Source organism: Acetobacter ascendens, assembly GCF_001766235.1.
GTDB lineage: Bacteria > Pseudomonadota > Alphaproteobacteria > Acetobacterales > Acetobacteraceae > Acetobacter > Acetobacter ascendens.
The window spans coordinates 909,926-924,157 of sequence record NZ_CP015164.1 but is presented as its reverse complement, the minus strand read 5'-3'; the positions used below and the strand labels follow the sequence as shown (position 1 = coordinate 924,157).

Genomic DNA, 14,232 nt, shown 5'->3' with positions numbered 1-14,232 from the left:
TGTCAGGGGCATGAATCAGATTGTTTTCGGGCAACGCATATTTCGGACTGATATGCAGGCATGGAACAGCTTAATAAACGTGTGCGTGATGATCTCGCAAAAATTCAGTATGCAACAGGCAATTGGTGCATTCCCCACAAGCATGATGGCGAAGGTGTTCTGGATGTTGCTATTATTGGTGGCGGGCAAGGTGGTTTGGCCACCTGCTTTGGGCTGAAGCGGCGCGGCATTACCAATACCTGTATTTTTGATACCGCCCCCAAAGGGGGAGAAGGCCCGTGGATTACATTTGCACGTATGCTGACACTGCGTACGCCCAAATATGTTACCGGCCCGGACCTAGGTATCCCCAGCCTGACGCCTCAATCTTGGTACGAAGCCCGCTACGGAGCGGCAGCATGGCATACGCTGGATAAAATCTCCCGTCAGGACTGGCAGACTTACCTGGATTGGGTGCGTGATGTTCTGGATTTGCCCGTAAAAAATGAACATGAACTGATAGATATTGATTGGCAGGATAATCTGCTGAAACTGACTTTTTCATGCGCTGGCGGCGTGAAAAAACAGGTTTGGGCACGCAAAATTGTGCTGGCAACAGGAATTGAAGGCGGTGGCACATGGCATGTGCCAGACTTCATTACCAAAGCTCTGCCAAAAACACGTTATGCCCATACGTGCGAACAGATTGATTTTGAAAAACTCCGCGGCAAACGCATTGGCGTTCTTGGTGCCGGGGCCTCGGCTTTTGATAACACTGCAACAGCTTTGGAACATGGTGCCAAGCAGGTTGATCTGTGCCTACGCCGCAAGAAAATTCCATCTGTAAATCCCTACCGCTGGATGGAAAATGCCGGGTTCCTCAGCTATTTTTCAGAACTGGATGATCTGGTGCGTTGGCGCTTCATGCGGCGGATTTATGATCTCAACCAGCCGCCCCCGCAGGATACGTTCTGGCGCTGCCGGAGCCATAAAAACTTTGCCTTCCACACGGGCACTCCGTGGCTTTCCGTAAAGGAGGAAGGGAAGGAAGTGGTTGTAACCACACCACATGGTGAAATGCGGTTTGACTTCCTGATTATTGGCACCGGTTTTGTAATTGATCTGGCCCAGCGGCCGGAACTGGCTAAACTGGCACCGCATATTGCCCTCTGGCGAGATTGTTTTGCCCCACCAGAAGATGAGCAGAGCACGCTTCTGGGCAGCCATCCTTATCTGGGCGAACGTTTCCAGTTTCTGCCGCGCAATGCGTCTGATCCACTAGCTCCCATGCTTGCGGCCATCCATAACTTTACATTTTCCGCCACACCCAGCATGGGGCTTTCTGGCTCCTCCATCAGTGCCATGCGCTTTGGGGTAGAAAAACTCACCTTCGGCATCGGGCGTGATCTGTTTGTGCAGGATGGTGAAAAACATCTGCAAAGCCTTCTGGATTACAATGTAGATGAATTGGTTAGCCTAGAACCTCCTCAGTGTGTTTGATGATGTGTTCTGGAAGGTAAGGAAATAATGCAGAATTACCCGCGCGATATGGTGGGATACGGCGCTTGCCCGCCGGATCCACAATGGCCAAATGCTGCCCGTATAGCCGTGCAGTTTGTGGTGAATTACGAAGAAGGTGCCGAAAACTCTGTCCTACATGGAGATAAAGGGTCCGAGGCCTTTCTTTCGGAAATGATCGGCACAACATCTATCGTAGGCGAACGCTGCATGCAGATGGAAAGTCTGTATGAATATGGCAGCCGCGCGGGGTTCTGGCGCTTACACAGGTTGTTTGAAAAGGCAGGTATCAAACCCACCGTATTTGGCGTAGCAACAGCTATGGCACATAACCCGGCAGCCGTTGCCGCCATGCAGAAAAGCGGGTGGGAAATTGCCTCTCATGGCCTGCGTTGGATTGATTATCAGCATGTGGCCGAAGATGTTGAACGTGAGCATATTCGACAGGCCATAGAACTGCATACGCAGGTTACGGGAGAACGGCCTCTAGGCTGGTATCAGGGGCGCACAAGCCCCAACACAGCGCGCCTTGTGGCTGAAGAAGGCGGCTTTGTTTACGATGCTGATTCCTATGCAGATGACCTTCCGTATTATGACAGAACACACGGCAAGCCGCAGCTAATTGTGCCTTACACGCTGGACGTAAACGATATGAAGTTTGCGGCCCTGAACGGCTTTACAGAAGGGGAACAGTTTTTCCGTTATCTGCGAGACTGCTTTGACATGCTGTATCAAGAAGGCGGGCGCATGATGTCCGTTGGCCTGCATTGCCGTCTGGCTGGCAAACCTGCACGGACATTGGCTGTTGCCAAGTTCATACAGCACATCCAGCAACATGAAGGGGTGTGGACACCAACCCGCATAGAAATAGCCCGACATTGGCAAAAGGTACACCCAGCATGATGTTCTTGCAGGAGGTAAACACGCTCTCTCCCCAACAGTTTGTTGAAACATTTGGGGGCATTTACGAGCATTCTCCGTGGGTGGCAGAAGCGGCTGCAACGCGCCGTCCCTTTGCCTCCATGCAGCAAATGAAGCAGGCTTTTTCTGATGCAGTACAACAGGCCCCAGCAAACCAGAAACTCGCTTTGGTGCGTGCCCACCCGGAACTCGGCCACCGTATAGGCATAGACCCAGACTTAAGCGCTGAATCAACACAGGAGCAGGGGAGTGCTGGGTTAGATCGGCTTTCACCCGCAGAATACAAGCAACTGCGTGATCTGAATGAGGTGTACCAGAAAAAGTTTGGCATGCCGTTTGTTATTTGTGTTCGGCAAGCCACTAAAACCGTTATTCTGAAAGCTATGGAACAACGTCTGGCAAGCTCCTTTACGGTAGAGCTTACAGAGGCGCTAAAGCAGATTGATGCAATAGCGGCCTTAAGATTGCAGGATAAGGTGCAGACATGAGCTCTCTTTCCACACATGTGCTCAATACAGTTTCCGGCCGTCCGGCCAGTGCTGTGCAGATCCGCCTTTTTGCGGGCGATACCCTTGTGTTTACGGGGCTAACAAATGCCGATGGTCGCTGCGCGGAGCTCAGAAGTCTTGAACTCAAACCCGGCAAGTATCGGCTGGAGTTTGAAATAGGTACCTATTTCCAGCAACAGGGCATGAACCTGCCAGAACCATTGTTTCTGGACATCGTGCCAATTGTTTTTGGATTGGGCGAAGCCATGCACGCCCATGTGCCGCTGCTTGCCGCGCCTTATGGTTATTCCACTTACAGGGGAAGCTGAGAGATGAAAGCTGCCAGAAATGTTCCGCAAGCGGTTCATCCTGTAGATGAATTCCTGCCTTTCTGGCAGTTGGGTGTTTATGGGTTGCAGCATGTGCTCACATTTTATGCTGCATCTGTTATTGTGCCCATTCTGCTTGCCAGTGCTCTTGGGCTTTCGCACGATGCCTTGGAACACCTTATTGAAGCCGATCTTTTTACCTGTGGCATTGCCTCTCTTATTCAGGCCGTAGGTATTGGCCCGCTTGGGGTAAAGCTGCCGCTCTTGCAGGGTGTTACCTTTGTTTCCGTTACCCCCATGATCGCCATTGGCATGGCTGCCGGGGGCGGGATTGAAGGGCTGCATCAGATTTTTGGCGCGGTTATTGTTGCGGGCATTTTTTCCTACTTTATGGCACCGTTTTTCTCCCGCCTGATCCGCTTTTTTCCGCCTGTTGTTACCGGGTCTGTCATTCTGGTTATCGGGTTGGCTCTGCTGCCAGTCGCCGCCAATGATATTGTTAATGGGCAAGGCACGGGCACCATGCAAAACCCTGTTAGCCTGCGTAATGTTGCTTATGGCTTGGGCACACTGCTGTGCATCCTGGCTATTCAGCGTTTCTTCAAAGGTTTTATTGGCACCATTGCTGTGCTGGTGGGACTGATTATGGGCACGCTGGTAGCATGGATTTTGGGGGACGCGCATTTTGGAGATGTATCATCCGCTCCATTACTAACCATTGTGCGCCCGCTGTATTTTGGCATGCCCAGCTTTCATATCGTGCCCATTCTCTCTCTGATTATCGTGATGATGGTTTCCATGCTGGAAACAACGGGGGATGTATTTGCCACTGGTGCGATTGTGGAAAAAAAGATCACTCCGCGTGATATCACCCGCGCCATTCGGGCAGATGGGGCCGCCACAATGCTGGGGGGCATTTTCAACTCCTTCCCTTACACCTGCTTTGCTGAAAACGTAGGCCTTGTGCGGCTTACAGGCGTAAAAAGCCGGTGGGTTGTGGCTGCCGCAGCCCTTATCATGATGGTTATGGGCTGCCTGCCCAAACTGGCCGTACTTATGGCCTGCGTGCCTCTGCCTGTTCTGGGTGGCGCGGCCTTGGCCATGTTTGCCGCTGTGGCCGTAGTGGGCATTCAAACTTTGGCGCAGGTCGATTTTGATAACCAAAATAACGGCATTATTGTTGGCACTAGTGTTGGCTTGGGCATGCTTGCTACGGCACAGCCCCATATTGCAGACCACTTTCCGGCATGGGCCCAGATCATCTTTGGCAGTGGCATTACGCTAGGGGCCATGTCCGCCATTATCTTGCACCTGATCTTCAACCACGGCACACATGAGGCTGTTGTAGAAGATATAGAAGCCGCCGCACAGCCAACAACCACTCACCCAGAAATGTGGAAGAATGTTGTTGTGATCTCGGAAGATAAACTGGGGTCTCGTCCTCCAAAATCCTGCTCCAGATAAATCCTGACCACTGTTTTTTCTACAGAGACCAAAAAATGCGACACCATATAAGGTTTTATCTGGGTCAGACCCTGCACGAAGTGTCTGATCTTTCTCCCACGCACACAGTATTGGACTGGCTGCGTAACCAGAAAGGGCAAACCGGCACTAAGGAAGGATGTAACGAGGGAGACTGCGGTGCCTGCACTGTTATGGTTGTACGCCTTGAAAACGGCCAACTGACATGGCGCAGCGTAAACGCCTGTATCCAGTTTTTATGGATGCTGGATGGTGCACAGCTTTTTACTGTTGAGCATTTGCAAAACACGGATGGCTCTCTGCATCCAATGCAGCAGGCAATGGTCGACATGCACGGGTCTCAATGCGGGTTTTGTACGCCGGGCTTTGTGATGTCTATGGTAGCTTATGTGCAAAACGGCGGGGGGGATGATCCTAAAGCCATCAATACGGCTCTGGCTGGCAATTTATGCCGCTGCACAGGATATGCCCCCATTATACGCGCCATGCAGCAGGCGCGCCGTATTATGGTGCAGCAGGGCAACCGTTTTGATGTAGAAAAACAAAATATTATTTTGCGCCTTTCTGCCTTACAGGATGGCAGCAGTGTAGATATTCAAAACGCTCACGGCCGCATTACCTTACCTGCCAATGATGATGTGCTTGCCGCCGTTTATCAGGAAAGCCCCCAAGCCACTCTTGTTGCAGGCGCCACAGATGTTGGCCTGTGGGTTACCAAGCATTTGCGCGATTTGCCGCATGTTATTTCTGTAAGATCCGCCAAGAACCTGCATAAGCTAGAACAGCGTGATGGTGGTTTATGGGTAGGTGCTGCCGTAACATACACACAGGCACTCCCTGCCTTGGCAACCCATCTGCCAGATGCGCTGGAAACCATAAAACGCATTGGCTCTACGCAAGTTAGAAACGCCGCTACTGTTTGCGGCAATATTGGTAATGCCTCACCCATTGGGGATGGACCACCCTTGTTTATAGCTGCCGCAGCCATACTGCATTTACGACAAGGCGATACACGGCGGCAGCTTCCGCTGGAACACTATTTTCTGGAATATGGAAAACAGGGCCGGCAGCCTGCCGAATTTATAGAAGGCATATTTATACCGGATCAATCTGCGCAAACAGTTATGCGGGCTTACAAGGTTTCCAAACGGTTTGATCAGGATATTTCCGCCATAATGGCGGCGTTTGCAGTTTCCATAAATGCTGATGGAGAGATAACAGAAGCGCGTCTGGTTTTTGGCGGAATGGCAGGCATTCCCAGCCGCGCCAAAATGGCGGAAAAGGCTTTGGTTGGCCAAAAGTGGGATATTGCTGCGTTAGAAGCCGCACGCAAAGCCATACAGGATGACTTTACGCCCCTAACGGATATGCGCGGCAGTACGTGGTATCGCTCTACAGTATCCGCCAATCTGTTAACGCGCTTTTTTGAAGAAACAGCACCCCAAGGAAGCGGTCAACCTATCTGCCTGGAAGGTTGGAGGGAGATTTCCCATGCTTAAAAAGCATATCAACGCACCCACAACGGTTCCCGGTGGCACAACACAAAGCCTGAAGCACGAAAGTGGGCGTTTGCACGTTTCCGGCAAGGCAACGTATATTGATGATATTCCCACACCCGCAAATGTTGTGCATGTAGTGCCTGGGTTAAGCACCAAGGCCCATGCTCGCATTGTTTCTATGGATCTGGAGCCCGTTAAGAATTTTCCCGGCGTTTTATGCGTTCTTACAGCGCAAGATACGCTAGGAGAAAACCAGATCAGCCCCGTAGGCGCGGGGGATGAGCCTCTTTTGGCCAAAGATGAGGTTTTTTATTACGGTCAGCCCATTTTTGCCGTTGTGGCCGAAACGCGTCTGGCAGCCCGCAAAGCCGCGCGCCAAGCCAAAATTGTTTATGAAGACCAGCCAGCAGTTCTTTCCGTTGAAGAAGCCCGCCAAAAAGGTGGAGATATGGTGTGCCGTCCGCTCGAAATGGTGCGCGGCAATACTGAAAAGGCCCTAGAAAACGCTCCCAAACGGCTTTCTGGGCGCATTACGGTTGGGGGGCAGGAACAGTTTTATCTGGAAGGGCAAGCGGCACTCGCCACGCCGGGTGAAGAAGGGGAGATGCATATATGCTCCTCTACACAGCATCCTACAGAAACCCAGCACATGGTGGCGCATATTCTTAACCGCCCCAGCAACTTGGTAACAGTAGAAGTGCGCCGTATGGGCGGCGGCTTTGGGGGGAAGGAAACACAAGCAAATGCTCCGGCCTGTCTGGCTGCCTTAGCAGCAGAAATAACCCAGCGCCCCGCTAAATGCCGCCTTGATCGTGATGACGATATGATCATGACAGGCAAGCGGCATGACTTTGTTATTGATTATGATGTCGGCTTTGATACGCAAGGCCATATTCAGGGTGTAGATATGCTGTTGGCTGCACGGTGCGGATGGTCAGCGGATCTGTCTGGCCCCGTAACGGATAGAGCGCTGTTTCATGCAGATAACGCCTATTACTACCCAGATGTACGGCTGCGTTCAGAACCCTTTCGCACCAATACGCAATCCAACACAGCATTCCGGGGCTTTGGTGGCCCACAAGGCATTGCTGCCGCCGAACGGATTGTAGAAGAAATTGCCTTTGCCACGGGGCTGGACCCGCTGGATGTGCGTTTACGCAACACTTACGGCACGCAAGACAAAAACATCACGCCATATTTTATGACCGTGGAAGATTCCATTTCCCGGGAAATCATGGAACAACTTGCTGAGGAATGCGATTACCGCAAACGGCGTGAGGAACTCCGCGCCTTTAACCGCAGCAGTAAATACATTCGCCGTGGCATAGCCCTTACGCCCGTTAAATTTGGTATTTCCTTCACTGCTACACATTTCAATCAGGCAGGCGCTTTGGTGCATGTCTATACGGATGGCTCCGTACAGGTGAACCATGGCGGCACAGAAATGGGGCAGGGGCTGCATACCAAAATGGTGCAAATTGCCATGCGGGAATTTGGCCTACCGGAAAACCGTGTGCGCATTACGGCCACAACCACAGGCAAGGTGCCCAACACATCCGCCACAGCGGCATCCAGTGGGGCAGACTTAAACGGCATGGCTGTGCTGGATGCTATCAGCAAAATTAAGGAGCGGCTCATAAGCTTTGCCGCCACACATTGGCAGGTGCCAGAAAGCACCGTGCATTTTGGAGCCAATGGCGTGCAGGTAGGGGAAAACTGTATTCCCTTCATGGATGTGGTGAAGGCCGCCTATATGGCACGCGTTTCGCTTTCCTCATCCGGTTTTTACAAAACACCCAAAATTTCGTGGGACCCAAAAACCGGCCGCGGTCGCCCATTTTACTATTTTGCTTATGGAGCCGCCTGTGCAGAAGTTGCGGTTGACCTGCTGACTGGTGAAAACCGTATGGAGCGCGTGGATATCCTGCACGATGCCGGGCAATCCCTAAACCCAATTCTGGATATTGGCCAAATTGAAGGGGGCTTCATACAAGGGGCAGGGTGGCTGACAATGGAGGAGCTGGTATGGGACCAAACAGGCCGGCTGCGCACACATGCCCCCAGCACCTATAAAATTCCGGCTTGCTCAGACAGACCACCGATTTTTAATGTGAAGTTGCTTGAAAATTCCCCCAACCGGGAAGAAACCATCTTCCGTTCTAAGGCCGTGGGGGAACCACCCTTTGTGCATGGTCTGGCGGTATTACACGCCATCTCGGACGCCATAGCGAGTATTGCAGACTATCGCATCTGTCCTCAGCTAGATGCGCCTGCCACACCAGAACAGATTTTACGCACAGTGGAACGGCTTAAAAAACAAAAGGACATGCCTCACTAATACGGAGCTGATCATGCGAGAGGTTGCAAGGGTTCTCCAACACTGGCACCGCCATCCAGAACAGCTCATTCTTGTGCGCGTTACAGAAGCCAAAGGCTCCACCCCGCGCGAAACAGGTGCCTTCATGCTGGTGGGAACCTGTTTTCAGGCCGGAACTGTGGGCGGTGGCGCATTGGAGCATGAATGCGTAGCACAGGCACGCCAGATGCTATGCCAGCACGAAAAGCTGCGTGAACATGAATTTATTCTGGGTGGGCAAAATACCAACCAATGTTGCGGAGGTTGGGCACGTGTGCGGCTGGAGCGTGTAACGCCAGACATTGTGCGCGAACTGGAAAACAACATACGGCAAGAACTGGAAACACGCCCGGTACTGCTGATGTTTGGGGCTGGCCACGTTGGCCGTGCCTTGGCCTATGCTTTGGCGCCGTTGCCCCTAAGGTTGATTTGGATAGACCCGAGAAAACAGGAATTTGGCAATGTGCCCGCTGGCATAGAAACACGCATAACAAACCAATGGGAGCCAATATTGCATGCCGCTCCGTCTAAAGCCGGTGTGCTGGTGCTTACACCCAGCCACACGTTAGATGCGTTAATTATAGAATCTGCTCTTTTGCGGGATGATCTGTCTTATGTGGGGCTTATTGGCTCTGCCACCAAACGCAGGAGGTTTGAACACAGCTTCCGCCAGCTTGGCATGGAAGAAGAGCGTTTACAGTCCCTCATCTGCCCCATAGGAGAACGCGGGATCAAGGATAAACGGCCAGAAGTTATTGCTGCCCTTGTTACAGCGGAAGTGGTGGAGCATGTGCTCCACCCATCCTTATAACCTTTAGGCCATTTCCTTTTCTGGCAGGGGCACGCACCCAGCTAAGCCGCTTTTCTTCAGCGCCCGCGCAACACTAAATAGCGCGGCTTCCTGCCCCGGCGCAGCAACAAGCTGTAAGCCAAGCGGCAAAGAGCCTGTATTTTTCAAGGGCAGGCACAACACAGGCAAGCCCGACAGGCTTAAAGGTTGCGTAAACAGGCCCAGATTAGCCCGCGCAGATACGGGTTTGCCGTCCACCATAATGGTTGGCTCATCCAGCAAAGGCGCTTCTCCCATAACAGCAGGTGCTATGAGAACATCTGTTTTCTGAAATAGCTCATGAATTTGCTGCCGAAACCAGTTTCTAAAACGCTGTGCCTGCAAATAGGTAGATGATGGCAACAAGGCTCCGGCAATCAGGCGGTCTCGCGTGGCTGGGTCATACTCTTCTGCCTGCTTACGCAGGCGCGGCAGGTGCAGGTTTCCGCCTTCTGCCGCAGTTATCAAGAAAGCTGCCGCACGTGCGTTTGCCACTTCTGGCAACTCAACCGTACTGGTGGTTTGCAGGCTGGCACAAACACGGTCTAGCGCTGCCACAAGGGCGGGTGCCAAATTGGATGCAAACCATCCCCCCAACCTGGAAACCCTAAGCATATCTGCCGCTGGTTCTGGTGCTGGGGCGCTGCCATCCATTACATAAAATGTTGTAATCAGATCATCCAGAGAGGATGCAAAACTGCCCACAACATCCAAACTGGCAGAAAACGGATAAGCACCTGCCCGGGGCAGGCGGCCAAAAGTAGGCTTTATCCCCCACACACCGCATAATGATGCCGGAATACGGATAGACCCATTGGTATCAGACCCAAGGGCAAAAGGCAGAAAGCCCGCAGCGACAGCCGCCGCAGATCCACCAGACGACCCCCCAGCCATACGGGCCAGATCATGCGGATTATGGGTGGTGCCGTAATGCGCATTTACGGTCGCAAACCCGTAAGCAAATTCATCCATGTTCAATGTTGCGACAGGAATGGCCCCAGCAGCTTTAAGCCGCTGCACGATGGCAGCATCTTTTTGCGCTGGTGGCGTATCGCGCAACACAATAGAACCTGCCGTGGTCACGTGGCCTGCAATATCAAACAGATCCTTCACACCAAACGGCACACCAGCCAAAGGGGGTAGGGTTTGGCCCGCTTGCCGCATGGCATCTATTTTCTGAGCCTGCGGCAAGGCCTCATCTGCAAAAATATGCGTTACGCATCGGATGCCATTATCCTGTGTACGCAACGTATTTAATGTTTCCTGAATAGTGGAAACTGCACTTTTTTTACCAGAGCGAATAGCCTCCGCAATGGCATGCGCGCTGGAAAAACGGGTCATGGAATGTACTCGTATGCTGGTTCACACGTATCTGGTAGGGCGTGCTGTTCAACCAGTTTGGCATAGTGTGCCAAAAGGGCGGAATTGCTGATAACCCCCGGCAGACATGCGGGAGAAAGATCAAGCCCTATGGGTGTAGCGCGTGCGCGCACAAGATTTTCCTGATCAGAGGAAGGGGCAGTCATGGGCCTATTTCCTTATAAAGCAGGTCTTTCGGTTTCTGGACGCGCCGCCATAAGCGACACATGGGCTGCCAGAATTTTCCATCCATTGTCAGTCCAGATCCATGTCTGCATCTGCCGGCCGACCCGATCCGATCCTTCTCGCTGGAATTCCAGACTAACAACAGCACTTTCATTACCAATGGCGGTAATGGTGCGCCGCAGATTACGGCGTGGCGGGCGTCCTCCTTTTCTGGAGCGGCGAAAAGCTGCTATTTCTTCCGCTCCATATAGGTTCTCTCCCACGCCGTAGCGCACCACTTCCGGGCCATTCCAGAACAGATCATCCAGAACTTGCACATCATTTTCAGCCAGAGCACGTTCATAAAGGTCTGAACATGCTTCAACCTGCCGGAGTGTTTCTGGATTATTCAGTTCCATTGCGCTTTCTCCGTTGATTTACGGCCAAGATGCCATAGCCGCATCCACAGCAGCGCCGCGCGGGGGCTTAAACCCTTCGGCAGCCAAAGCCGCTTCCAATGCGCCCAATGTCAGCAACACTTTGTGTTTGACAGCATTGTAGCCCATGGTGCCAATGCGCCAGATTTTGCCAGTAAGCGGGCCAAAAGCCGTGCCAATTTCAATGCCAAAATCATCACGCATACGCATACGGACTTTATCTCCATCCACGCTGGCTGGAATCCACACCCCCGTTACGTTGGCCATACGGTGTGCATCATCACCAAAGATGGTCAGCCCCATTGCACGTAAGCCGGCAATAAGCGCCGTGCTCGCCATTTTGTGGCGGACAAAACGGTTTTCCAGCCCTTCTTCCAGCACAATACAAGCGGCTTCTCTGGCGCCATACAGCATGGTGGTGGCTTCGGTATGGTGGTTCAGCCGCTTTTCAGACCAGTAATCCATCACCATAGCCAGATCGAAGTAATTGGATGAAATACGTGAGCGCTGCCCATCCGTAAGGCTTGCGCTGCGGATACCGGCCTCTACATGGCGGCGCGCCATAATGTGCTCAGCCGCCCGATCCGAAATGGTAATGGGGGCAGAACCCGGCGGACCGCCCATACATTTCTGCAAACCGCCGGAGATGACATCAATCCCCCACCGATCCGTGCAAACCGGCACGCCCCCCAATGTAGCCGTCACATCGGCATAGGAAAGAACATTGTATTTTTTACACAATGCCCCAACACTATCCAAAGGCTGCGCCATTGTGGTGGAGGTATCACCATGAATACAAGCCAGAACCTGCGGTTTATGTTCCTGCAATGCTGCTTCTATCTGCCCCAGCGAGGCCACTTCACCCCACGGCAGGTCCAGCGTGCAGATTTCTGCTCCAATACGTTCAGCAATTTCTGAAAGCAATAAACCGAAGCGTCCGGCACGCACAATAAGAATTTTTGCCCCCGGCTCGACCAAGGAAACAAGAGCCGCTTCAATACCGGCACGGGCCGTACCATCTACCAGAAACGTCCACTGGTTCTGTGTCATGAATACCTGACGGTATAGGGCCATGGTTTCATTCATATATTCCGTCATTTCCGGGTCAAACTGCCCCAGCATATCGGCAGACATGGCACGCAAAACACGCGGATGGGCGTTAATGGGGCCGGGGCCCATCAGAAACCGTTGGGGCGGATCAATCTGTTTGAAAATTGGTGAAATCATACGGGTTTGCTCCATAACTAGGCGGCTTTTTCTGATGGAATATTCTGGATGAAATCGCACATGACACGTAAAGCCGTTTCTACATCCTGATCGCGTACAGCTTCGGCAGGATTGTGGCTTATGCCTTTTTCACAGCGGATAAACAGCATACATACAGGGGTAAGGGCGGCCATGATCATGGCATCATGCCCAGCACCACTTACCAGCGCATAAGCCGGTTGCCCCGTGACTGTTTGAATAGAGGTAGCAAGAATATTGCTGAGTTGCGGGTTGCACGGCGTGGCAGAAAGATCGTGCTGAAGAGCAAGTTCCATTTTCACGCCACGTTTTTGGCTGATCTCCTGCAAGGCATTGGTTAGTGTTTCTGCGGCTTTGTTGCGCACACTTTCCGTGCCAGCACGCACATCAATGCTAAACTCCACCCTGCCCGGCACAATATTGGGTGCACCGGGCTTTACGGTCATATGCCCAACGGTTGCCACCAGATCATCCGGCCCTGATTGCGCAATTTTTTCTATGCAGGAAATGGCTTCAGCCGCAGCGGCCAAGGCATCTTGGCGTAGATGCATGGGCAATGTGCCTGCATGCCCGGCCATACCTTTCATTGTCACCTTAAACCGATATTGCGCGGCAATGGATGTAACCAGCCCAACCGCATGGTGTGTGCTTTCCAGAACAGGGCCCTGTTCTATATGCGCTTCAAAATACGCTAGAACCCGAGATGGCTTATAGGCAGCCTCCAGATAACGTGCAGCGTCTAGACCACTTTCTTGAAGTACCTGCTGGATGCTGGTGCCTTGGGCATCCTGTACATCTGGCAACTCACCTAAAGAGCCAGCCACTGCACGGGATGTCAACATGGAAACTGGAAAGCGCGAACCTTCTTCATCCCCAAACCCAATCACCTCTATGGCGAAGGGAAAGCGTTTTTGTTGTGCATGAAAGCTGGCAACGGCCTCTATGCCCAGAATAACGCCTAGTGTGCCATCATACTTGCCTGCGTTTTTCACACTATCAAGATGAGAGCCAATGAGTAGAGCAGGGGCGTTAGGAGTAATGCCTTCATATCGGCCAATCAGATTACCTGCGGCATCTATCCGGCAATGCATTCCGGCTTCTTCCATCCATTCACGCACCAGCTTTACTGTCGCGGTATAGGCAGGGGAAAGATAGGAGCGAAACAGACCATCCGGTGTGTCTGAAAAAGGAGGATGCGCTAAAAAGTCACACCGTTGTACTGCCCTTTTCCCGGACGCATCTGCAACATATGAAACATTGGGCAGGATTTGCATACGGGCCTCTAGGGTTAGGAGGTCAATAAAAAACGTTACATCTTGCGCCATATCAAAGGCGAAACAAACTATACGCAGGTTTTTCCCGTTCTCTCAAAAGCAAAAAAAGCAATGTTGCATTGCCGAATTCAGATCAGGCAGCGCTCTTAAAACGGCAACAAGAAAGTGCCTTTTTTGTTTTTGTGCGTTCGCTTATAAGCCTATATATATCGATATCGTATCGTTTTATCGCCCGCTGCCCGGAGCCTTAATCTCATGTCGGAAGCTTACTCAAAGATCTTTGCCGATTTTCAAATTGCGGTTCTTACACAGGCCAATTTGAAGAAAAAGGCATCCTGTTCCTGCATCGTT

General features: G+C 52.1%; 13 protein-coding genes. 8 read left to right on the top strand and 5 right to left on the bottom strand.

Annotation, left to right across the window (positions count from 1 at the left end; genetic code table 11):
• Positions 1 to 60: 60 nt before the first annotated feature.
• The 8 genes from A4S02_RS04485 to xdhC are packed head-to-tail and all read left to right on the top strand — an operon-like array spanning position 61 to position 9,383.
• On the top strand, positions 61 to 1,479 hold the full coding sequence (locus tag A4S02_RS04485) for an NAD(P)-binding domain-containing protein (protein ID WP_070323076.1): 1,419 nt from the start codon (positions 61 to 63) through the stop codon (positions 1,477 to 1,479).
• Between the two features lie 27 nt (positions 1,480 to 1,506).
• Positions 1,507 to 2,400: an allantoinase PuuE gene (puuE, locus tag A4S02_RS04480; protein WP_070323075.1), complete on the top strand. Its 894-nt coding sequence runs from the start codon at positions 1,507 to 1,509 to the stop codon at positions 2,398 to 2,400.
• Complete coding sequence (gene uraD, locus A4S02_RS04475) at positions 2,397 to 2,906, top strand: 2-oxo-4-hydroxy-4-carboxy-5-ureidoimidazoline decarboxylase (protein WP_082246748.1); 510 nt, start codon at positions 2,397 to 2,399, stop codon at positions 2,904 to 2,906. Before puuE ends, uraD begins: the two co-directional genes overlap by 4 nt.
• Positions 2,903 to 3,235: a hydroxyisourate hydrolase gene (gene uraH, locus A4S02_RS04470; protein ID WP_019090361.1), complete on the top strand. Its 333-nt coding sequence runs from the start codon at positions 2,903 to 2,905 to the stop codon at positions 3,233 to 3,235. The genes uraD and uraH overlap by 4 nt, the downstream gene beginning before the upstream one ends.
• 3 nt (positions 3,236 to 3,238) lie before the next feature.
• Positions 3,239 to 4,699, top strand: a complete 1,461-nt coding sequence (locus A4S02_RS04465; protein WP_070323074.1) for a nucleobase:cation symporter-2 family protein — start codon at positions 3,239 to 3,241, stop codon at positions 4,697 to 4,699.
• Positions 4,700 to 4,734: 35 nt separating this feature from the next.
• On the top strand, positions 4,735 to 6,216 hold the full coding sequence (gene xdhA, locus A4S02_RS04460; RefSeq protein ID WP_070323073.1) for a xanthine dehydrogenase small subunit: 1,482 nt from the start codon (positions 4,735 to 4,737) through the stop codon (positions 6,214 to 6,216).
• Positions 6,209 to 8,554 (top strand): xanthine dehydrogenase molybdopterin binding subunit, encoded by a 2,346-nt coding sequence (xdhB, locus tag A4S02_RS04455; protein WP_070323072.1) that lies wholly within the window; start codon positions 6,209 to 6,211, stop codon positions 8,552 to 8,554. Before xdhA ends, xdhB begins: the two co-directional genes overlap by 8 nt.
• A gap of 13 nt (positions 8,555 to 8,567) precedes the next feature.
• Positions 8,568 to 9,383: a xanthine dehydrogenase accessory protein XdhC gene (gene xdhC / locus A4S02_RS04450; protein WP_070323071.1), complete on the top strand. Its 816-nt coding sequence runs from the start codon at positions 8,568 to 8,570 to the stop codon at positions 9,381 to 9,383.
• Between the two features lie 3 nt (positions 9,384 to 9,386).
• Here the strand turns inward: xdhC and A4S02_RS04445 are convergent, their stop codons facing one another.
• From A4S02_RS04445 to A4S02_RS04425, 5 genes are read right to left on the bottom strand one after another with little or no spacing between them, the layout of a single operon-like run.
• The gene (locus tag A4S02_RS04445) at positions 9,387 to 10,742 is read right to left on the bottom strand and encodes an AtzE family amidohydrolase (RefSeq protein WP_070323070.1); all 1,356 of its coding nucleotides are present in this window, start codon (positions 10,740 to 10,742) and stop codon (positions 9,387 to 9,389) included.
• On the bottom strand, positions 10,739 to 10,927 hold the full coding sequence (locus A4S02_RS04440) for a DUF4089 domain-containing protein (protein ID WP_070323069.1): 189 nt from the start codon (positions 10,925 to 10,927) through the stop codon (positions 10,739 to 10,741). The genes A4S02_RS04445 and A4S02_RS04440 overlap by 4 nt, the downstream gene beginning before the upstream one ends.
• A 12-nt stretch (positions 10,928 to 10,939) precedes the next feature.
• Positions 10,940 to 11,344 carry an oxalurate catabolism protein HpxZ gene (gene hpxZ, locus A4S02_RS04435; RefSeq protein WP_070323068.1) on the bottom strand — a complete coding sequence of 135 codons (405 nt, stop codon included), beginning with the start codon at positions 11,342 to 11,344 and terminating at the stop codon, positions 10,940 to 10,942.
• Positions 11,345 to 11,362: 18 nt separating this feature from the next.
• Positions 11,363 to 12,604, bottom strand: a complete 1,242-nt coding sequence (locus A4S02_RS04430) for a pyridoxal-phosphate-dependent aminotransferase family protein (protein ID WP_070323067.1) — start codon at positions 12,602 to 12,604, stop codon at positions 11,363 to 11,365.
• 2 nt (positions 12,605 to 12,606) lie between these two features.
• Positions 12,607 to 13,932 (bottom strand): allantoate amidohydrolase, encoded by a 1,326-nt coding sequence (locus A4S02_RS04425; protein ID WP_070323066.1) that lies wholly within the window; start codon positions 13,930 to 13,932, stop codon positions 12,607 to 12,609.
• Positions 13,933 to 14,232: the final 300 nt, after the last annotated feature.